The organism is Bradyrhizobium sp. CCGUVB23 (assembly GCF_024199885.1).
GTDB lineage: Bacteria > Pseudomonadota > Alphaproteobacteria > Rhizobiales > Xanthobacteraceae > Bradyrhizobium.
In genome coordinates this window covers 665012-685798 of record NZ_JANADQ010000001.1, presented here as the reverse complement: position 1 = coordinate 685798, position 20787 = coordinate 665012, and the positions used below count along the sequence as shown (strand labels likewise).

The following is a 20787-nucleotide window of genomic DNA, read 5'->3' as shown; positions in this document are numbered from 1 at the left end:
ACCTCGGGACGCATTGACAGCGGCAGTACCCGATAGCAAGCTCGTTCGGCGTCTTTGGCGTGCCTGAATCGACCGCGCCCAAGAATTCACCTGGAGTTCCAACAGTGGACAGATCAATTCTGCTCGCCGCCGTTTGCGCTTCGGCGCTTGTGTTTGCTTCGGCTGCTTCTGCCAAAACCCTGGTTTTCTGCTCGGAGGGCAGCCCGGAGAACTTCTACCCTGGCGTCAACACCACCGGCACGTCGTTCGACGGCAATGAGCCGATCTACAATCGCATCGTCGAGTTCGAGCGCGGCGGCACGCAAGTAGTGCCGGCCCTCGCAGAAAAATGGACGATCTCGCCGGACGGCACCACCTATACCTTCGAGTTGCGCAAGGGCGTGAAGTGGCATTCGACGTCCAAGTCGTTCAAGCCGACGCGCGACTTCAACGCCGACGACGTCATATTTTCGATCGAGCGGCAATGGAAGGAGGACAATCCGTATTTCAAGGTGACGAGTCCGAACCATTCCTATTTCGGTGACATGGGGATGCCGAAATTGTTGAAGTCGGTCGAGAAGGTCGACGATTACACCATCAAGGTGACGCTCAATCAGCCGGAAGCCCCATTTCTCGCCGACCTCGCGATGCCTTTCGCGGCCATCCAGTCGAAAGAATATGCGGATGCAATGCTGAAGGCCGGCACGCCCGAGAAGATCGACCAGGATCCGATCGGCACCGGACCGTTTTATCTGGTGCAGTATCAGAAGGACGCAGTGATCCGGTACAAGGCGTTCCCTGGATATTGGGGCGGAAAGGCGAAGATCGACGACCTCGTCTACGCGATCACGCCGGACGCATCCGTTCGCTGGGCCAAGCTCCAGAAGGGCGAATGCGACGTGATGCCTTATCCGAACCCGGCCGACATCGATGCGATAAAGAAAGACCCGAACATCACCATCCTGGAACAGCCGGGCCTCAACGTCGGTTATCTGGCCTTCCAGACACAAAAGAAGCCCTTCGACGACGTGCGCGTGCGCAAGGCCGTCAGCATGGCGATCGACAAGAAGGCGATCATCGACGCCGTCTATCTGTCGACCGGCATTGCGGCCAAAAATCCCATTCCGCCCTCGATGTGGTCGTATAACGACGACGTCAAGGATGATCCCTATGATCCGGCGGCGGCCAAGAAGCTTCTTGCCGACGCAGGATTTCCCAATGGTTTCGAAACTGATCTATGGGCCATGCCGGTGCAGCGCCCCTACAATCCGAACGCCAGGCGCATAGCCGAGCTGATGCAGGCCGACCTCGCCAAGATCGGCGTCAAGGCCGAAATCAAGTCATTTGAATGGGGCGAGTACCGCAAGCGGATGCAGGCCGGCGAGCACCAGATGGGTATGCTGGGCTGGACCGGCGACAACGGCGATCCTGACAACTTCCTGCACACATTGCTGGGCTGCGACTCGGCGCAATCGGCATCTGGTTCGAATATCGCCAAGTTCTGCTACAAGCCGTTCGACGATCTGGTCGTCAAGGCCAAGACCGTCAGCGATCAGGCCGAGCGGGCCAAGTTGTATGCGCAGGCCCAGGTGATCTTCAAGGAACAGGCTCCGTGGTTCACGATCGCGCACGCAGTGCAGTTGAAGCCCGTCAGTAAGAGGGTCATCGACTTCAAACTGTCGCCGTTCGGACGCCACAACTTCTATGGCGTCGACGTCAAGGAGTAGAAGACGAGAGCAGGGGAGTGGCCTTCGCCGCTCCGCCGCATTTCTTGCCCTTCTCCTTCCTTCGAGATGACTGAGGACGGCATGCTCCGGTTCGCTCTTACCCGGCTGAGTCTCGTGGTTCCGACCTTCATCGGGATCACGTTGCTTGTGTTCGTGCTGATCCGCTTGATACCCGGCGACCCCATCGAGACCATGGCGGGCGAACACGGCATCGATCCGGCCCGGCTCGCGCAATTGCGCGCTGATTACGGCTTCGATCAGCCCGTGCTGGTCCAGTACGGCCTCTATCTGTCACGGATGGCGCATGGCGACCTCGGCCGCTCGATCGTCACCCATGAGCCGGTGATCTCTGAATTTCGGATGCTGTTCCCGGCGACGATCGAGTTGTCTGTTTGCGCGATCCTGTTTGCATTGTGCCTCGGATTGCCGGCCGGCATCATCGCCGCGGTTCGCCGCAACTCCATCTTCGATCATGGCGTGATGGGGATATCGCTCACCGGGTATTCGATGCCGATTTTCTGGTGGGGATTGCTGTTGATCCTGCTTTTTTCGGTGCAGCTCGGATGGACTCCCGTGTCGGGCCGGATCGCAGTGCAGTACTTCATCGAACCAGTGACCGGATTCCTGCTGATCGATACGCTGCTGGACGGCGATTTCGGTGCGTTTCGTTCGGCCTTGTCACATCTCGTGCTGCCAACGATCGTTCTCGGCACCGTGCCGCTCGCCGTGATCGCCCGCATGACGCGGTCCGCCATGCTGGAGGTCCTGGGCGAAGATTACATCCGCACCGCCCGCGCCAAGGGGCTGCCGCGTTTCCGGGTGATCGCGATCCATGCGCTGCGCAATGCGCTGATTCCGGTCGTGACGGTGATCGGGCTGCAGGTCGGTGTCCTGTTTACGGGCGCGATCCTCACGGAGACCATCTTCTCATGGCCCGGCGTGGGCAAATGGCTGATCGAGGGTATCAACCGCCGCGACTATCCGGTGTTGCAGGGCGGCACGCTGTTGATCGGCGCGATCGTCATGATCGTCAATCTTCTGGTCGATGTCACCTACGGGCTGATCAATCCCCGCATCCGGTACACGAGATGACCGCCGGCGCCTTCGAAAATCCCGACGTCGCAGCCGGTGCTCCGCCGCATCCGCTGTTGGAATTCTGGTTCGATTTCAAGGCAAATTTCGGCGCCGTGACGGGTCTCGCCGTGATCGTGGTTCTGATCCTCCTTGCGCTGTTCGCCGATTTCGTTGCACCGCATTCTCCGATCGTCACCAACAATGCGGCCTTTCTGAAACCTCCGTTCTGGCAGCAGGGTGGATCGATCGCCTATCCGCTCGGCACCGACGCGATCGGCCGCGATATCCTTTCCCGTCTTATTCACGGAGCAAGGCTTTCGCTTCTGATCGGAATCGCGGTGGTCACGCTCTCGGTGGTTGCCGGGACGATCCTTGGGCTGGTGGCGGGTTTTTTTCGCGGCGTCATCGAGATCGCGATCATGCGGCTGATGGACATCACGTTGACGCTGCCAAGCCTCTTGCTCGCGATCGTGATCGTTGCGATCCTTGGGCCCGGCCTGATGAATGCCATGCTGGCGGTCGCGATCGTGCTCCTGCCGCACTATGTGCGGATCGCGCGTGCCGCCGTGATCAGCGAAGTCTCGAAGGATTACATCACCGCGGCCAAAGTCGCGGGTGCCGGCCGGCTCCGCTTGATGTTCAAGGAGATTTTGCCGAACTGCACCGCGCCGCTGATTGTCCAGGCAACGCTCGGCATTTCGACGGCGATCCTGGACGCGGCCGCGCTCGGCTTTCTCGGTCTCGGTGCGCAGCCGCCCTTGCCCGAATGGGGGACCATGCTGGCGGATGCGCGCGAATTTGTGTTGCGGGCCTGGTGGGTCGTCACGCTTCCAGGCTCGGCGATCCTCGTAACTGTGCTGGCCTTCAACCTTCTCGGCGACGGACTGCGTGATGCGCTCGATCCCAAGCTCAAGCGATAGCGCATGATGACAGTTGAAAGGCGATCTGATGCCGCTCCTCGAGATTGAAAATCTATCGGTCTCGTTTCCATCGCAAAGCGGGATGGTGCGCGCTGTGGATGGCATCGATATCAAGCTCGAAAGAGGCGAGGTGCTGGGGATCGTCGGAGAATCCGGATCCGGCAAGAGTGTCACCATGTTGGCCCTGATGGGACTTGTGCCATACCCGGGGCGCGTCGAGGCTGCCAAGCTGCGGTTCGAGGGGCGGGACCTGCTGACTTTGAGCGATCGCGAGCGGCGCGCGCTCACCGGCAAGGACGTCGCGATGATCTTCCAGGAGCCGACGACGTCCCTCAATCCGTCCTTTACGATCGGCTATCAGTTGGCCGAGACATTGCACATCCACGAAGGGATGGATCGCAAGGCCGCGCGGCGGCGCGTGGTCGAACTTCTCGAGCAAGTCGGCATTCCGTCTCCCGAGAAGCGGCTGTCGGCCTATCCGCACCAACTCTCGGGCGGCATGAACCAGCGCGTCATGATCGCGATGGCGATCGCCTGCAATCCGAAGCTCCTGATCGCTGACGAGCCGACGACAGCGCTCGATGTCACCATCCAGGCGCAGATCCTCGATCTTCTGCTGTCCCTGCAACGCGATCGCGGCATGGCGCTGATCCTCATCACGCACAACATGGGCGTGGTCTCGGACACGACCGAGCGCGTCGCCGTGATGTATGCGGGTCAGATCATGGAACAGCGCCCGACCACAAACCTGTTCGCCTCGCCGCAGCATCCTTATACGGCGGCTTTGCTGGCGGCGCGCCCGGAGGCGAGCGACGGCGGACGGCTCGCTACCATTCCGGGCGTTGTGCCCGGGGTTTACGATCGGCCGCGGGGGTGCCTGTTCAATCCGCGTTGCACCTATGCAACGCCGCTGGCCGACAAGGCGCGTCCCGACCTGCGCCCCTGGATGGACGGCCTGATCCGTTGTCACTATCCGCTCGGCGATCCGACACGGGATGAGCGCATCGCGGCCGATCGGGCCGAAGCCGGAGGGGCATCGATCCTCAAGCGCGAGACCGTGTCATGACGGCGCTTGTCACCGCCACCGATCTCAAGCGCAGCTACGAGATGAAGCGGGGCTGGTTCCGCCCCCGCGCGCATCTGCAGGCCGTGGGCGGGGTATCGTTCGCGCTCGAGGCCGGCAAGACGTTGGCGATCGTCGGCGAGTCCGGTTGCGGCAAGTCGACGCTCGCAAGGCTCGTGACGCTCATCGAGAAACCGAGCGCCGGCACACTGATGCTCGATGGGGTGGATGCGATCGATCCCTCGGCCAGCGCCGCAAAGACGTTGCGCCGGGCCGTGCAGATCGTGTTTCAAAACCCCTATGGGTCGCTCAACCCGCGTAAGCGCGTCGGCGCGATACTGGAAGAGCCGCTGATCATCAACACCAGGCTCTCGAAGCAGGAGCGGCGGGCGCAGGCGCTCGACATGATGGCGAGGGTAGGGCTGCGGCCGGAGCAATATGGCCGCTATCCGCACATGTTCTCGGGCGGCCAGCGCCAGCGCATCGCGATCGCGCGCGCCTTGATGTTGCGGCCGAAGTTGCTAGTTGCCGACGAGCCGGTCTCCGCGCTCGACATGTCGGTGCAGGCGCAGGTCATTAACCTCCTGGTCGATCTCCAGCGCGAACTGGGGCTGGCTTACCTTTTCATCTCGCACGATCTCGGCGTGGTGCGTCACATCGCGGATGACGTGATGATCATGTATCTGGGAATCGCAGTCGAGCACGGACCGAAAGAGCGCATCTTTGCGCGGCCGCTGCACCCCTATGCTCAGGCCTTGCTCGACGCGACGCCAGGCCTTGGCCGCAAACGCCAGCGTGTCGTGCCGAAGGGCGAGGTGCCTTCGCCGCTCGATCCACCAAAGGGCTGCGTCTTCTCGACCCGCTGTCCCCATGCGACCGACCTCTGCCGCTCGCAGCGTCCACCCTTGCGCCCGCTCGACGGCCGCCTCGTCGCCTGCCATTACGCCGAGCGCTTCCTGGAAGCTCACGCGGCTTAACGATTGGTCCGCAAAGGCATCTCACCAAACCGTGGTCGGTATTAGGTTCGTCGGGTGAAATACTTAGACGCATAGGTGCTCCCGACCCTGACTTATTCTTAGGGAAGAGAAGCGTGTGAGAACCATCTTTTGGTAACGCGATTTGGCTCTCTTCTCATTTCCGTTTCTGCCAACGCGGCATAGCGCGCAAGTTTTTCAACACGCGTGGAGCGAGAGGGCCGAACTCACCGCGTAGCGGAGATGAGAAGGATCTGTATCGCGGTCCGGTTCGAGTTGCGAGTTGGCGGGGAGGGCAGCCGATGCGGACCAAGCTTGAGCAGCCTCGATCTTCTCGGCCTCAGTTGCAACCACGATCCTCCAAGCCATGCTGGAATGGGCGGTCGCTCTCGGGGACCGCGCGGTGAGCCGAAACATACAGGAGTTGCTGGCTTAGATTACGCCTCCCACGGGCTTGCCTGCCCGCGGGCCAGGCTCTCGCCCGCATCGCGGTCTCGGCCTTCGGCTTCGACCCCTGGCGCAAGGATTGCACCTTCCAGGGCGGGTACTCACAAGGGAGCAGACGTCGGTTGTTGGTGGCTAAGCAGAAATCTTCCGTTCATCAGAGCATTTCCGCTCGTGCCCGCAAAAGCGGCGGTCCGGGAACTCTCGCGGGTGGTGCTACTGCGCCAGCAATCTGAATACGACAATCAGTGCCACCAGGCTCGCGAGAACCAGCAGCGTCAGGAAGGACTTTCGGGTCATCGGCCTCGTCGAGTGATGCGCAGCCGATAGGCCAGGCCGAGGTTTAGTCGGTCTCTGGGACCCCACGACTTTGCCCTCTGTCGTTTGCGTCCGAGCCTTTGGTTCGGGCGCCGTACCTACGCCTCCCATTGCGCTGTAATATGCGCTGTAGACCTCGCGAACAGCCAGCGCCGTGGACTCGGCCTCGCTCATCGTCCCGAGTCGGGTTCGATAGCTAGTCAGAAAGCTCTGGGCGTTTGACGGCAGGTCATCGAAACCACCGAGCTTGGCCATCATGAGCCAAGTGGCAAAATCCGCCTCAGCCTTCGTTCGGGCTTTCCTGGCGATACTGGCGTTGGAGCTAGAGGACATGGTGGTCTGGTTGGTTCGCCCGCCTAAGTTCGCCGGCGTTCATGGCTATCGTTGGACGGTTCGATTAGCTATCTCGGCTGACGTCAGGCGTCGCGCTCGGCGCCTGTCCAGGCGCGCGAGGATTTGCCCTTGCAAGGCCTCAAGCCGGCGCTGGACCAAATAAAAGGGCCTGCCGGCCGGCCGATCTGCTCCTTTGTGGAAGTTGTGTATCTTGAGCGGCCCAAAAAAAGAGCTCGCTCCCAAACCCGACATCGAACGGCTCGTGGCCCTGTAGCAAGGATGAGGCCGAACTGGGATGTCCGCTTTTGATGCCGCTATCGGGGGCAAACCAGACGCAGCGTGGACATAATCAAGACGACGCAGATGCTTCTTAGCCAGCGCGGAAGTAAGGCGTTCAACGAGGATTTATGAGTCGCTGAATCAGATTTCGCAGTCGGCTGAATTCAAAGCCTTACGCAAGCCACCAAACGCGTTGAGTCGACAGGGCTCGGTATCGCTGGCGGCCTTTGAACGCTGGAAAATGGCAGTTCGCGTGACAACGGTTGCCTTTGGCTTCGACTTGGGTCGTGCAGCGGTTGTGACCTTCTTCGATTTGGGATTGTGTCGCCGACGGGCGATCGGCCTCGGAGGCTCCGAGGAACCGATACGGAGGTCTTCCGGCGGAGCGATGCGTTCATCGACCAAAGCAGCCTGTGCTGGCCTCTCGCTGCTCACAGCGGCAACTTCAAGCCGATCAGCTTTTGCCAACGCACTATGGGAATCGGAAATGTCTATGGCTGGCTTGGCAATGGGCTGGACGACCGCTACTGCGCTACGCGGTGGAGTTCTGAGCTCCATTGCTGACAGTACTCCTACACCCAGCAGGATAAGGAGCCCCAACGACGCCATTCTCAGCATGATGCGCCTCTAACCTAAGTTAGTGCCGGTGAAAAATCTCCGTACCAATGAGGCAACTTGTCGGCGGCTGCCGACCCGCGTACGGACCATTTGCCGACAGGGTTAACGTCGGCGATGCTCCCAACGCGTACGGAGACCGCCGCTGCCATGTCGGTTTCCGGAAGTAGACGAGACGTGGTTCAGGTTATGGCAGAAGGTCTGTAGTGGCCCGAAGCCGTCATGGCTGTTTTTTCCGTCCCGGTAGCGAGGCCGGAACCTCGTCGATATGGTTTGATAACGGGAGGGATAGGTAGGTGCGGACTCGGCCTATCAGGGACATCCGATCGCGCGACGGACGGGCAGTGATCGTCGTTTGCGCCGTCTTTGATCTAGATCAAGACTTGCGTTCGTTCGCGGCAAAGACTGAGCGATGACCCTCAGAGATCCGTCCGCTTCACGAGCATCAAGATACTCGCGCCCCTACCAGATCGCAAAACCGGAATGCTGAAATTCACAAGCCGATCCGTCGTCCTCGCCGCGGCAATCATCGCCGTACTGATTACAAACACCCCGCCCGGGAACGCTCAGACGTTGAAGGCCATCCAAGAGCGCGGCACGCTCAATTGCGGCGTCGGGCAGGGATTGCTTGGCTTTTCGAGCCAAGACGACCAGAACAATTGGACTGGCCTAGATGTCGATATCTGCCGGGCAATCGCAGCTTCAGTCATTGGCGACCCGGCCAAGGTAACGTTCACGCCACTCGACGCTGCGACCCGCTTCCCTGCGCTGCAGTCTGGCAAGATCGACGTGCTGTCGCGCAATTCGACCTGGACGATGTCGCGCGAAACGTCGCTCGGCCTGATGTTCGCTGGCGTCGCCTACTACGACGGACAGGGCTTTCTGGTGCGTCGGGAGAACGGTGTCGATACGGCCCTTCAGCTTAGCGGTAAGACGGTTTGCACGCAGACCGGCACAACGAGCGAACTCAACCTCGTGGACTATTTCCGTGCCAACGATATGTCGCTCAAAACCCTAGCTGTTGGTACTGCGGAAGAAAGTCGGAAAGCTTACGAAGACCGCAAATGCGACGTGCTGACCAGCGACGTTTCGCAGCTTTATGCCGAGCGGCTCAAGCTCGCGACACCCAACAGCCACGTTATCCTACCGGAAGTAATTTCGAAGGAGCCGCTGGGACCGGCCGTGCGGCAGGGTGACGACCAGTGGTTCAACTTGGTCAAGTGGACGCTTTATGCGTTGATCAACGCCGAGGAACTCGGCGTCAAGTCGGCAAATATCGACGACGCGTTGAAATCTTCTGATCCTAACGTCCGACGCCTAGTCGGAATTGAGGGTGAATTTGGCCAGCAACTAGGCCTTTCGAACGACTGGGCCGTACGCGCCCTTCGCGCGACAGGCAACTACGGAGAAATTTATGAGAGAAACGTTGGGACTCAGTCCCCGCTCAGCATCCCGCGCGGGCTGAATGCACTTTGGACGAAGGGCGGAATCCAGTACGCGCCTCCGGTTAGATAGTTTCAGAGGCTGCCCCATGGACGTGGATTATTATTCGTTGCTGACCAAGGCGGTGGAAGGCAAGGATGCTTCGGCGCGCGACGAGATCTACAGGGATGCCTACGGCCTCATTAGGAAGTCGCGGCTGACGCGCGAGGCTGCTGCATCGCACGCGGCTGCACTTGAGGACGCCATCCGGCGGATTGAGGACCAGTTCGTCGCCGACGGAGCGAGATCTGCGGCTGAAATCAACGAGGTGTTATCGACGAACAGAAGCTGGAAGCCGATAGCCTACGGCACCGCCGCTCTCGTCGCCGTCATCGCAGCGGCGGCCTCGTTGTATGGATATGTCCCAAGCAAGGTCCCTGGCGTGGCCAGAACCGGAGTGACGGCATCATCGAAGGCGGTGCGCGTGGGCGATGACGTCGTCGTGGCCGACCTGAAGCCCGGCGTCGATGGCGGCTCGACGGGCGAAGGTCTTCCGTTTGCTCTTCAGCGGCAAGTGGTTTTCTATCGAACTACTGTCGTTCCAGGTTCGATCGTGATCGACCGCGAAAACCGCTTCCTTTATCTGATCGATTCGAACAACTCGGCGCGCCGCTACGGCATCGGAGTCGCGCAGGAATGTCTCAGGGGAGGCAGCTTCTTCCATATCATCAACAAGATGGAATGGCCTGACTGGAAGACTTCAGGCGCGAGCACAGACGCGCCTCTTGCGTCGGCCGGCCAACCCGGCAGTCCGCTGGGGGCACGTGCCCTGTTGCTCGACAAACCCGGCGTGCTCATCCACGGCACGAATTCGCCGAAAACCATTGGCCATCTCGTCGCTTCCGGATGCATCCGGCTGGTTAACGAAGATGTCGAGGACCTATACAGACGCGTTTCTCTGGAGACGCGAGTAGTGTTTGTCAGCTAGACTTGAGAATTTCGGAAGCTGCGCGAATTCTTTCCCGCGAGGCTTTCATCCTTTTGATCGCTGGCACATTGGTTGGCACAGGAACAGGCCTGGCAAAGCCATGGTCTGCTTTCAGGGTCTGAGCAGACCAAGTAGAGGACCAATCCGGAATGCAGCTGGTGACCCTGGCTGTGTGAAAACGCTACGGCCGAGATGGCGCTCACGGTTCTGGCCTATAATCTGACACGGGTCATGAACATCGTCGGAACCAAGCCACTGATTGCTGCGATCGCGCTCTGAGACAGGCGCGCTTTCCTGGCTTTCTGGGCGGACACCCTTTGAAGCCGTTTTTACACGGCCAAGGCCAACAGGCGACATCAAGAAATGGTTGATGTTAAAGCAAAGCGGACATGTCTTCGCGAGAGCCATTGGACGCGCTGAGATGCGCTGCGCACCGATCCGAACATCAGTCGATCAACGCGCGCAACCTTGTTACCTGGGCTGGAGCTTGGAATGAAGCGGCGGTCGAGTTCTTGTACCGGACGGACGTTCACGGGATAGCGCTTTCAAAAGCGCCAATCGAAGATCACTGGGGGAAAGTGCGGCTCACCTTATCAGCGCGGACCTGCGCGGAATGCCCGCCCAGACCCTGGGTATCCCCAATACGAGCGAGCGCCAGCTCCTCGGGGTAAGTGAAATTCCTTGTGATCTCGCGATCGAGCAGGCTGAGTTCTTGAACCAATGCAGCATGACGATGATCCGGAAGCGTCGGGACTAGATTTTCGATCATCGCTCGCAGCCGTCTCACAATCTGCAGATTATTCGAACCGCACGCGCGGATTTCACTGAATGCCAGATGTATGAAATCCTCCCAGTTTGGGGTACGGAAAATCACGCGCAGCTTTCCGGACTTGTTCAGGATCTGGTCGGTGCGCAGATCGCGCTCACCAACTGTGCGCAGCATGCGGTGCAGCTGATCGATTGCGAGCACCGCTGTGGTCGGATCATTGATCGCCGGTGACAATGCCCTCAGCGCGATATCGACGACGATGCGAAACGCGAAGGTAGGGTCCTGGTCCATGGTGCGTTCGGAGCCGAACGCCACTGAGGTGAGCAAGGGTTCCTCATCGATCGAACGAACGCCGCCGAAAAGATCAAACAGGGGATCGCCCGTTGCGACAAAATCGCCGACCTGAGGTGCGAATTCGATGACGCAATCCGAATTTTCGGCCAAAGCCAGTAGCCTTCCGATATTGACTGCGAGAACAATGCCCGAGGGCCCCCGATGTCTGATGATGCGATCGGGAGTGGCAGGTTTGAGAAATCCATTCTCGGTGACCGGATCCGAGCTCAGCCTAGGATACACGTTTTCAATGACCGTGATTCCATTGTTGCCGACACTCGACAGAACGCTGATGGGCCGCAATAGTCGTGAGGCGTAATCGATCAAATAAAAGAAGGCCGCGAACGAAATTATGCCAAGCAGCGTGGCCGTCAATACCAGTAGCTGGTAGGGCCCTTCATCCAGTCTATTTTGCGCCGCTAGCGCAAACATCAGCGTAAATATTAATAATGCGACAGTGTATTTGACGACGTCGTTCCGCAGCAATATCGTGGCGATGATCCGAGGCGTCAATTGCGCGCTGGCGACCTGAATCGCAACCAGCAGCGAGCCAAACGTGAAGACGACGAATGCCAACGTCGCGGAGACGAAAGCCTCAAGCAGAGTTTTCGCTCCAGCCGTATCGAGGCCCAGAAGGCTCCAACCGAGCCAAATGTCCAGTCGATGCAGCATCCTCACTGCGATGAGGGCAAGTGGAATCGCAAAAAATGGAACCACCCAAAGGGAGGACCTGAGATAGCTCTCGAACACATATCGCTGATTCCATCTCATCGGTGTGATGTTCAGGTCGAAAAGCCCAAAGGCGTTGACATGCATCAAGAGGGCCGACTTTAGCGCCGATATTCCGCTCCGAAGCGCTGGAGTGCGTTCTCGCAAATTTTGTAGAGCATGGACCCGTTCCATAGGCCAACGGCGCGAACCAAATTTTGCTTCCAGCTGTGGGATAGTTGACGGTCGAAGCTACGGCCAGAAGGACGCCGACGAGATCGCGTTCCGGGGCGAAGCGGACATCCGCAACCGTCTACGGCAAAATGCGAAGAACTCAATCCGAGCAAGTCAAGTCCGCAATGCCCCACGGAGCGGACTTCAATGAGGGCTGCCGCCGCTTCGCTGAGACTTATGCACAGCAGCAATTACGTCTTGGCTGATCCATTACGGTGGCGTGCATGTCGGCACAAAACGGCGTTAATCCCTCCCCGCGAGAGCAACGCACGCCACGTGGCGAATCGCCAAAGCGAGCCCGGAACAATCGATTGAAATGCGAAACATCCGAGAAGCCGACTTCTAACGCGATGTCGGAAATTCGCTGTGTGCTTGCGTGAGACTCAGTTAGCAGCTCGAACGCCCGTTGGAGACGTAACTCATTCACGTGCCCGGTGAACGATGATCCTGATGACGCGATCAAGCGCTGTAGATAGCGAGGTGAGATGCCTTGGCAGTGGGCTACCGTCTCGACGCTAAGCTCTGGCTGCTGAAAGTGTGCCGCGATGTAATCGAGGGCGGCGCTGTAGCGCGCAGCCCCGACCGCGCTCACACTGCTCTCGCCTAAGGGAGTGCGCTCGCCGATCGCGAGCGCCACGAGGTCATGGATGTGAGCCAGGACCGCATCACGCAGACTGGGTGCGGCCAGTGCTCCATCCTTAAATGCCGACTTTAGATAAGTCATGAGCAGTCGGAGCGCTTCATTTCGGTGAGAAATCGGCCGCATGGCGCGGCTTTCGACATTCGCCACGCGCCGTGCAAGTGCGTCGCGGGGCACGGCCAGACCGAATAGCAATCCGTCGACATAGGTGACGGTGGCGGGCTCCGAATGCAGAATTGCGATTGCGTCGCCGGCGCGAAGCTCAACTTGCTGGCAGCGCTGCGACAGCAGACTTCTGCCGGGAGAGCAGACGATGACTCCGATCGAGTCGTCACCATCAGTAATGCTCGCTCGCAGGCGCTTGAATCGCATGGAAGAGCCTTTCAGTGCGAGCCTGCGCAACCCCCGGACGGCTTGCAGCGTTGCGTCAGCCTGAAACGGAACATCCGATAGGGGCTCGATATCGACGTGGACTATGCCTCGCCCAAAGTTCTCTCGCCATAGTGGGACTCTCATCCGCTCCGGAAGCTCGCGCGTCGAGAATCGATGCGATGCGAATTCGGCTGCGTCCGTAGACATGGGGACCTCCAGCCTTGATAAGACGTCGGGATTAGATGCTGCGACAAATTACGGTCAGTATCTGTGATTTGCAGTTCGTGCACTGACATACTCTTAGGCCGTGCGCATGAGTCCAAGAAGTTGCACCATTGACGTGCTAGTGTCATTCACCTGTGATCGATGCTGATGTGAACTGGTTCACGTGGCGGCCAGAAAATTACGCCTATAGTGATTGTGAAAGCGTGGCGCCAAAAATCGCCATTAAGAGGTGACGGTGGTGATGGCTCTATTTCTAATTGCTGCCATCGGATCCAGTTTAGAGATCTCTGGCGGGTGTCAGCGCGAATCCAGTTTCTAGCGTCATTCGCGATTGGTCGAAATCAACGACCTGTTCTGTAGAACCGACAGTTCTCTGATACCGATTTCGTGTCGCGCCTTGGCCGGCGCATCATCATCGGAGTTCGTCGGACACAAACTTACCTCCGGCACTGTGTGTTTGCAGCCGATTGAAATGGTCGAAATTTGCCGCTTAGGACGTCAACGGTGATGATCAAGCGAGGGTTCGATCATGTCCACCCTGGTCGACATGCTTTACCGTGAATACTGCCGTGCCCGCCTCGCCGAAATGCGAAAGCAGCTTCTGGTCCCGGTTGTTGGCGATGAAATCCCAGAAGCGAATCGGGACGCCGGCAATCCTGCCGGCCCTGGTGATCGGGGTAGCGATGGCATCGCGACGAAAGAAGTGCCAACCATCCGGTAGCCGGTGCCCGACCGAATGCGTGCTCGCACGCCGAAATAGAGCAGCCAGAATTCACACTGTTTATCGCTCGTGCCGGACTGCATTACCACTTTTTCCCGACCTTTGGCTCGGTGGTCTCAACGATGCTAGAGTAGAATTGCGCTGATCCTCTTGGGGATCCGACGTGGACGGTGGGCTTACGGACTGCCGCCCGTTGATTTGGAGATTGAAATACTGAAATTGGAATACTTGAGCCCTAGTGCCGCGCTCGGACACATTCCAAAGTACGTTGGGCATGGTTGCGTTGACACACACTACCCTCCGTTCTTCCCAATGACTCGGAGGCGGGTCTCTTTCTAGTCACAACATTTGTTGTGCGTTGTTCGATAGGATGGCGCCTTAGCACTCTCATTATTGCGACGCTCTTCACCGCGTGGATAGTTTTGTTCGCAAGCGAAGCTCGCGCGCAATGCACGGCGCGAGACGTCCTGTCGAACCGACTGAGGTCCGAGAAGACCCCATTAACGAGTACGCCAAGAAGTCCAATCAGATTTGCCGCCGAAGCTTCGGTGTGGAAGACCATCAAAGTAGGTACCTTTGCAGATCCCTTGGCCCTGTGGGCCGATTCTCGGAGGGATAATTCGATGAGCAATTTGTACCCTGAAAACTTGTACTTTGAAGACGCGGAAGTCGGCACTAGCCTCCGGTCCGGCCCTTATCTGGTAACCAAGAGCGAAATCATTCAATTCGCAAAACAATACGATCCGATACCCCGCCACATCGACGAGGAGGCTGCGGCGCGTTCAGTTTTTGGGGGGCTAACCGCAACCAGTGCCCATACCTTTTCCATCTTCATTTTGTTGACGACCCGGCTTCAGCCACGGCTCCATGTCCTTGCGGGGTTGGGCTGGGATGAGCTGAGGCTGCCGAATGCTGTACGCCCGGACGATGCGCTCGATCTGGAAATCACGGTTCTGGAAAAACGCGCGTCGAAGTCCAAATCCGATCGGGGGATTGTCCGAAACCAAGTCCTCTTGCGAAATCAAAAACGCGAGACGGTGTTGCAGTGTACCAGAAATATTCTCGTCGCGCGGCGAGGGGTCGCGAACGCGCGGACCGACTGATTTGCCCGACGGCTGCTTATTTACGGGTGTCCGGCGACCAGTGAGGGATCGAATTCGGCTCTGGGTAAGCAGGCGAAGAGCTTCCCGCTATGCGCCACTGAGCAGACCTCAACGAGAGCTGCGGCCACGTCGCTGATGGGCCGCTTCCGGAAACATGCACCGTAGCAAGTCTCATTCAATCACTTCATCGGCACGCGCGAGAATCGATGGTGATAGGGTAATGCCCAACTGCGCCGCGACCCGTAAGTTGACGGTTAACTTCCAAGCATCAGACTCTTCTACTGGTAGTGCGGATGGAGCGGTGCCCTTCAGGATACGAGCCACGTATTCTCCGATGCGGCGCTGTCCATAGGTAAGATCGTGACCGAAGCCGAGGACACAGCCAACACGCGCCATATAGTCCCATTCGCATATCGTGGGCAGTCTGTTCTCGGCTGCGCTCGCGGCCACGTGCGAAGCATTTGCGGCCAGCGGCTGGGTTGCTCCGACCACGACACCCGCGATTCCTTCCTTTCTCATGCGGGCGAAGGCCGCCCCATACTCGCTCGGACCGTTGACCCAATACGTCGTCACATCGATGCCGAGCCGAGCAGCCGCCTCTGCGATCTCCTTGGTCTTGGGACCGGATTCGTATGACATCCCCAAATAACCGAAGCGTCGTCCACCCGGTATCGCTTGCCGCACCAGCTCAAGGCGCTTTACGTCACCCTCTGATGTGCGGAACGCGATTCCAGTGACCCGTCCTCCGGGATGAGCCAACTTGGCAACTATGCCGGTCTTGACCGGGTCCTCTCCGACAACCATGACCACTGGTGTCGAACGGGTGGCGGCGAGCGCAGCCCGTACCGATGGCGTGGAAATAGCAACGATTGCATCAACTTCCAAGGCGTAGATCTCTCGTGCAAGCAGCGGCAACCGGTCCGCATCGCCTTCGGAGTATCGCTCTACCATTTCGAGGTTTCGGCCGGCGACAAAGCCATTCTGAACGAGGACCTGCATTATCTCGTCGCGCCAGCGCGTCGCCGCGACACCGGAAGGCGGCGGGCTGTTGCTCAAAAGACCGACACGCCAAATCTTCTGCTCCGCGGCATTTGTCGTAAGCGGCATTGTGGCCGCAATGCCCGTAGCAGCAAGCAGCGATATGAACTGGCGCCGTTTTAGCCGACCAAGTTGCATCCGCAGCAGCCCCAATGATCTCCGACAGCATAGTCATTCGGGAGGACTATGTCAGCAGCTGGCGATGCGGCAGATTTCGATCCAATGTCGGGACTCGAATAACTCGCGCCGCGGATAACGAGTCCGCTTTACCCCACTCAGCCGACATATGAGCTGAAATTGCACAAGGTCTGCGTCGCACCAACAACAGACGCGTACGTTGCAGCAATTGCGTCGTATTCGATCACCTTGTCGGCTCGTGAGAGTAATCTCTTGGCCGGACATAGATAAAGTCCAGCTGGCCAGAAACGGTCTAGAGTTTTGTTATTGAGGCGAGAAATTCGCGGAGAGCGTCACTCGACTGTTCCAAGGCCGACTTACTGAATTCGAGGCGGTGTCCCATGTAGAGAACGGGTGCTCGGAGAAATGAAAGGTCAAATCCCGCATACGCGCCGGGATAGACAATGAGTCGGACTCCTGCGCCGTCACTCTTCTGCCGGGAGATACCAAAATCGTCGGCGCCGTTTGCCAATCTGCGACAGACTTCGGGCGGAGCCGTATCATCAAGCTCGCCCGTCAGGATCAGCGTTGGGACCGTCATAGGCCCTTTGATGGCAGCACAATTTGGATAGAGCGCGGCCGCCCCACGAAACTTCCCCTTAGACGCATTCTCAACAGGGCCGCGGGCGACGGCCGAGAGAGCGGGCGAGCCGTCAAAGCCCACAAGTGCAACACGCGTGGGATCAACCAGCTTTTGCTGAATGAGGTAGTTTAACCCGCGATAGGGATCTTGATCGCTATCGAAAAGAGGGCCACCTCGGCAGGTGTTTTTAACTCCACGCCGACCGAAGCTATCAATTGTTAACGTGACATAGCCCCATGAGTTGATTTTTTGGCCCCAGTTTTGGTCGATTAGGTCTGCGAAGCCTGCGCACCCATGCACCAAAATAACCGCAGGCGCAGGGGCTGGGCTATTGGATCTTCGAAGGTATCCCTGCAAAGCTAGCGGTGACCATCGGCTATCCGGGATCGCTACGATTTCGGCCGAGACCAGTTGTTGCTCATTGGAGCATCGAAGTGGACCACTGACGCACAGAGCCCGAAAGATTAACCCGTCGACGGCCCTCTTGGCATCGGCATCGGACACGCCCTTGGCCTCATAGGTGACGGTTAATTGCAGCGCCGATCCCTTCCCCACCGCAATCACACTGACTTTAGAATGAACATTCACTTCGGATAGCCCTAGCTCGCCTGAAAATGCATAACTGTGGTTAGCGCCGTCCCAATTCTCCAGCACTTGTTCAACCTTGCGACCCTCAAATAGCGAAAGGGTACGCACCTTCCCATCTGTACTGAGGACGCAGTCCTCAACGACCGGATTCCATAGGGCCGTCGCGCAGAAATCGCCAACTGTTTGCCAGAGCGCTTCCAGCGACAGCGACGACCTCGCCGTCACGGTTGATTCCAATGCGGATACAGAGACCGTTGAAGCGACAAGAACCGCAATCGCGGCAAGAGGCGCCCTGTTAGGAATCATAGTTGTACCTCAGCGCTGATGGTTACAGTCGCTATAGGCCACACACGTCGGGGAGATTAGCAGGCTGCCTTCATCATGGCGATTGTCAAATCAGGGCCGATGTCTGCCTTGGTCAAAATGCGAAAACTCAGTGTGCGCAGAGCTAATCCGCTTTACTCCCGTGTCCGGACCTCAACGAGGCGCGCGACCACTTCGCGGATGGGCCAGTCACGGAAATTATGCGATCCTACTCAAAGACTTCATCCGCGCGAGCGAGAAGAGCCGGCGGGATTTCGACACCGAGCGATTTAGCTGTCTTGAGATTAACAGCGAGCAGATACTTGCTGGGCTGTTCAATAGGTAGGTCGCCCGGTTTGGCGCCTTTCAGTATTCGATCGACATAGTGAGCCCCCCGCCGAGCCTCACCCGGAAAGTCCGGTCCATACGAGATCAATCCGCCGGCCTGCACAAGGTTGCGGACGAGGTAAATCGACGGTAGGCCCGCCTGCGCCGCGAGGTCGGGTACCCGGTTCGGCGGGCTGTGAAAGATGGGATCGCCGACTATCCACAAGGCTTCCGCCCCTCCGGCCTTGGCGGCGGCAACTGCGCCTGGAATTTCCCCCGCTTCCTCCACGTTAACGACCTCAAGCTGAAAACCGAGCTTAGCGGCCGCCGGTGGTGCCTCCCTAGGAAATAGCAGGCGCAAAGTCTCGCTTGAGGGGTTGAGAAAAGCTGCAACGCGTTTCACGCGAGGGAGAAGCTCTCGGAGCACTTCAAGCATCTTCCCTATGAAAGCGCCTGGAACGAGCGTGGCGACACCCGTCAGGTTTCCCCCAGGATGAGCAAGGCTTGATGCGAGCCCTACACCGACCGGATCAGCGACGAAGAGCATGACGATTGGTATGTCCGAGGTCGCGTCCTTTACGGCGCGCACCGCCTGAGGCGTGAAGGCAACAATGAGATCGGGTTTCGATCGCACGAGGTCGGCGGCCAACGCAGGAAGCTGGTCGAGCCGGGAACCCGATTCCTTACGTTCCAGCTTGACCGTGGCACTCTCGACCCAGCCGAGGCTACGAAGCTCGTCTATCAGAGCGTCGAAAGTGACACCGCTGCACGAGGGGACGCAGAGGACCGCGACGCGTGGCACCGCCGCAGCGGCTTGGGCGCCTGCCGGCGCCGCTAACACGAGCAGCACCATGAGAATCGCGAGAGGAGTGGCAAACGATCTCATTCAATCACGCATCGGCGGAAATTTTCTGTGATCGCAGTCTATATCATTGCAGCCGCTACGCAGAGTCCATTGTCCGAACCGGGTCAAAATGCGACCTCGCTGGAAGGTCAGCTCTCGGCGCGAAGCGGACTTCGCCCTCGCTAATGCCCAATTTTCGCGCGCTAGAGTGCTGGCCGGATCGTCCCGTGAGCGGCACTACTTCAGAACTTCATATTCGAACGCCACACCCTCCGGATCGTTCTCCTCAAACCACCGTTCCGCCGCGTCGACCGTGGCGAAGACTTTGACGTTCTCTGGATCGCCAACCCGTTTGCTGGTGTTGACGTAAACTAGGACGGTCATTGTTCCATCCTTGTTGTTCGATCGCTTCGTTGCCTGCCACGCGGTCGTCTCCGCGGTGCATCCGGAATTAGCCTGATCGGAGATCGTATCTGCGCTTCAGCCGGTCACTGGTCGTCTTGGCAGCATAGTGGATACGATCAAGATCGGCCCCTTCCTTCGCGACGACATGGAGAGTCCAATTTATGCCGGCAGACTGACCAAAGTCGGATTCGATCTCGACGGAGATAACCAATTCGGCACCAGGAAAGCTTCGAATTTCCTGAAGAGCAATGAGCTCAAGCTCAGTCCTCGAGGCCAATTCTTTTGCCAACGATGTCCCTCCAGGTCCGGCAAGAGTCGATCGCGAGACCTCGTACTTGCCAACCGGATTGACGAGCGGACGTTCCTTAGATCTCACGGTCCATCGCTGGATGGCTGCGGCGCCGGCACTTTCTGCTGAGGCGGGGTCGCCGCGCCGTTCTTGAAATAGTCGAGAACGAACAGGCGTAGCGCGGACGACAGATTACCCTGCTTGCGGTTGCGATCGATCTCGCCGACCAGCTCCGACAGCGTCATGTTGCGCAGGCCGGAGATCTCCTTCATGCCGTTCCAGAAGGCTTCTTCCAGGCTGACGCTGGTCTTGTGGCTGGCGACGACGATGGATCGTTTCACGACCGGGGATTTCATGGCTATTCCTCGCGCTCAATCCGGAGACGATCACGAATTTCTAATGGGCCCCGCGGCCGGGCCGAACGTTGACATAGGTCAACGGGTGTTCCCAGCTTATGACACCATGGGGCATGACACCGTCTGACGAGCCTCGCCCGGGAAAGGACGCGCCGAAGCCAAAGCCTTCGCACATGGAGGAGGTGCGGCGGATCATCGAGCAGTACGTGGAGGATCTGCGGGAGATCATCATGAAGCTCCGCAGGAAGCCGAATTGAGGCCGCAGCATTCACCTCACGAGCCGGTAAGCTTCGTCCGCTTGCGCCGCGGCTCGAGTTGATGCCCCGGCTTGCCCGCGTTGATCGCGCGCCGGATGCCGATCGCGGCGAACATCGTCGGGCCGCCGCGCTCCGCCACCAGAATCTCGTCAGATGAGTCGAGAAGGACTCGCAGGCGTTCTCGGCATCAGCGAACGTTTTCCGGCGAGGGCCTAGCGATTGGTCTCTGCTGATTGCTCCGACGACAGGTCCTTCCGCCTTCGAAAGAGCATGCCAAGAGTCCCGAATATCACCAGCGCAACGCCGGCGATGATCAGCCAATGAGGAAGCTGAAGCTGCATCGCTTTGTCGAGCATCTAGGGGCCTCTTCTTCAGCCAG

General features: G+C 58.8%; 19 protein-coding genes. 9 read left to right on the top strand and 10 right to left on the bottom strand.

Features of this window, described 5'->3' with window-relative positions; genetic code table 11:
* Nucleotides 1-104 precede the first annotated feature (104 nt).
* The 7 genes from NLN62_RS02940 to NLN62_RS02905 all read left to right on the top strand — a co-directional run bounded on the left by NLN62_RS02940 (nt 105) and on the right by NLN62_RS02905 (nt 10136).
* Entirely contained in the window at nt 105-1706 is a 1602-nt protein-coding gene (locus NLN62_RS02940) for an ABC transporter substrate-binding protein (protein WP_254107314.1), read from the top strand.
* An 81-nt stretch (nt 1707-1787) separates the two neighbouring features.
* Nucleotides 1788-2798 carry an ABC transporter permease subunit gene (locus NLN62_RS02935; protein ID WP_027527582.1) on the top strand — a complete coding sequence of 337 codons (1011 nt, stop codon included), beginning with the start codon at nt 1788-1790 and terminating at the stop codon, nt 2796-2798.
* Complete coding sequence (locus NLN62_RS02930) at nt 2795-3700, top strand: ABC transporter permease subunit (protein ID WP_254107312.1); 906 nt, start codon at nt 2795-2797, stop codon at nt 3698-3700. Before NLN62_RS02935 ends, NLN62_RS02930 begins: the two co-directional genes overlap by 4 nt.
* Nucleotides 3701-3728: 28 nt before the next feature.
* A complete protein-coding gene (locus NLN62_RS02925) occupies nt 3729-4766 on the top strand; it encodes an ABC transporter ATP-binding protein (RefSeq protein ID WP_027527584.1) in 1038 nt (345 codons plus the stop codon).
* A complete protein-coding gene (locus tag NLN62_RS02920) occupies nt 4763-5740 on the top strand; it encodes a peptide ABC transporter ATP-binding protein (protein WP_254107310.1) in 978 nt (325 codons plus the stop codon). The genes NLN62_RS02925 and NLN62_RS02920 overlap by 4 nt, the downstream gene beginning before the upstream one ends.
* A 2469-nt stretch (nt 5741-8209) precedes the next feature.
* On the top strand, nt 8210-9241 hold the full coding sequence (locus tag NLN62_RS02910) for an amino acid ABC transporter substrate-binding protein (protein WP_254107308.1): 1032 nt from the start codon (nt 8210-8212) through the stop codon (nt 9239-9241).
* 16 nt (nt 9242-9257) lie between these two features.
* Nucleotides 9258-10136, top strand: a complete 879-nt coding sequence (locus NLN62_RS02905) for a L,D-transpeptidase (protein WP_051390204.1) — start codon at nt 9258-9260, stop codon at nt 10134-10136.
* Between the two features lie 565 nt (nt 10137-10701).
* Here the strand turns inward: NLN62_RS02905 and NLN62_RS02900 are convergent.
* Together NLN62_RS02900 and NLN62_RS02895 are read right to left on the bottom strand one after the other, a co-directional pair.
* Nucleotides 10702-12054: a DUF2254 domain-containing protein gene (locus NLN62_RS02900; RefSeq protein ID WP_254107306.1), complete on the bottom strand. Its 1353-nt coding sequence runs from the start codon at nt 12052-12054 to the stop codon at nt 10702-10704.
* 301 nt (nt 12055-12355) lie between these two features.
* A complete protein-coding gene (locus tag NLN62_RS02895; RefSeq protein ID WP_254107305.1) occupies nt 12356-13399 on the bottom strand; it encodes an AraC family transcriptional regulator in 1044 nt (347 codons plus the stop codon).
* A 547-nt stretch (nt 13400-13946) separates the two neighbouring features.
* Between NLN62_RS02895 and NLN62_RS02890 the strand changes: the two genes are divergently transcribed.
* Both NLN62_RS02890 and NLN62_RS02885 read left to right on the top strand, forming a co-directional pair.
* On the top strand, nt 13947-14138 hold the full coding sequence (locus NLN62_RS02890; protein WP_084801875.1) for a hypothetical protein: 192 nt from the start codon (nt 13947-13949) through the stop codon (nt 14136-14138).
* 623 nt (nt 14139-14761) lie between these two features.
* The gene (locus tag NLN62_RS02885) at nt 14762-15241 is read left to right on the top strand and encodes a MaoC/PaaZ C-terminal domain-containing protein (protein ID WP_027527589.1); all 480 of its coding nucleotides are present in this window, start codon (nt 14762-14764) and stop codon (nt 15239-15241) included.
* 171 nt (nt 15242-15412) lie between these two features.
* Here the strand turns inward: NLN62_RS02885 and NLN62_RS02880 are convergent, their stop codons facing one another.
* The 8 genes from NLN62_RS02880 to NLN62_RS02850 form a co-directional block, all read right to left on the bottom strand.
* Nucleotides 15413-16417: an ABC transporter substrate-binding protein gene (locus NLN62_RS02880; protein WP_254107304.1), complete on the bottom strand. Its 1005-nt coding sequence runs from the start codon at nt 16415-16417 to the stop codon at nt 15413-15415.
* A 292-nt stretch (nt 16418-16709) separates the two neighbouring features.
* Nucleotides 16710-17852 (bottom strand): SRPBCC family protein, encoded by a 1143-nt coding sequence (locus tag NLN62_RS02875; RefSeq protein WP_254107303.1) that lies wholly within the window; start codon nt 17850-17852, stop codon nt 16710-16712.
* Between the two features lie 307 nt (nt 17853-18159).
* On the bottom strand, nt 18160-19143 hold the full coding sequence (locus NLN62_RS02870) for an ABC transporter substrate-binding protein (RefSeq protein ID WP_027527590.1): 984 nt from the start codon (nt 19141-19143) through the stop codon (nt 18160-18162).
* Nucleotides 19144-19338: 195 nt separating this feature from the next.
* The gene (locus NLN62_RS02865) at nt 19339-19485 is read right to left on the bottom strand and encodes a hypothetical protein (RefSeq protein ID WP_198031940.1); all 147 of its coding nucleotides are present in this window, start codon (nt 19483-19485) and stop codon (nt 19339-19341) included.
* Between the two features lie 67 nt (nt 19486-19552).
* Nucleotides 19553-19795 (bottom strand): hypothetical protein, encoded by a 243-nt coding sequence (locus tag NLN62_RS02860; protein WP_027527591.1) that lies wholly within the window; start codon nt 19793-19795, stop codon nt 19553-19555.
* An 83-nt stretch (nt 19796-19878) separates the two neighbouring features.
* The gene (locus NLN62_RS02855; protein WP_254107302.1) at nt 19879-20151 is read right to left on the bottom strand and encodes a ribbon-helix-helix domain-containing protein; all 273 of its coding nucleotides are present in this window, start codon (nt 20149-20151) and stop codon (nt 19879-19881) included.
* Nucleotides 20152-20424: 273 nt separating this feature from the next.
* Complete coding sequence (locus NLN62_RS52875) at nt 20425-20547, bottom strand: hypothetical protein (RefSeq protein WP_256375339.1); 123 nt, start codon at nt 20545-20547, stop codon at nt 20425-20427.
* A gap of 73 nt (nt 20548-20620) precedes the next feature.
* Nucleotides 20621-20764: an LPXTG cell wall anchor domain-containing protein gene (locus tag NLN62_RS02850; RefSeq protein ID WP_156944843.1), complete on the bottom strand. Its 144-nt coding sequence runs from the start codon at nt 20762-20764 to the stop codon at nt 20621-20623.
* Nucleotides 20765-20787: the final 23 nt, after the last annotated feature.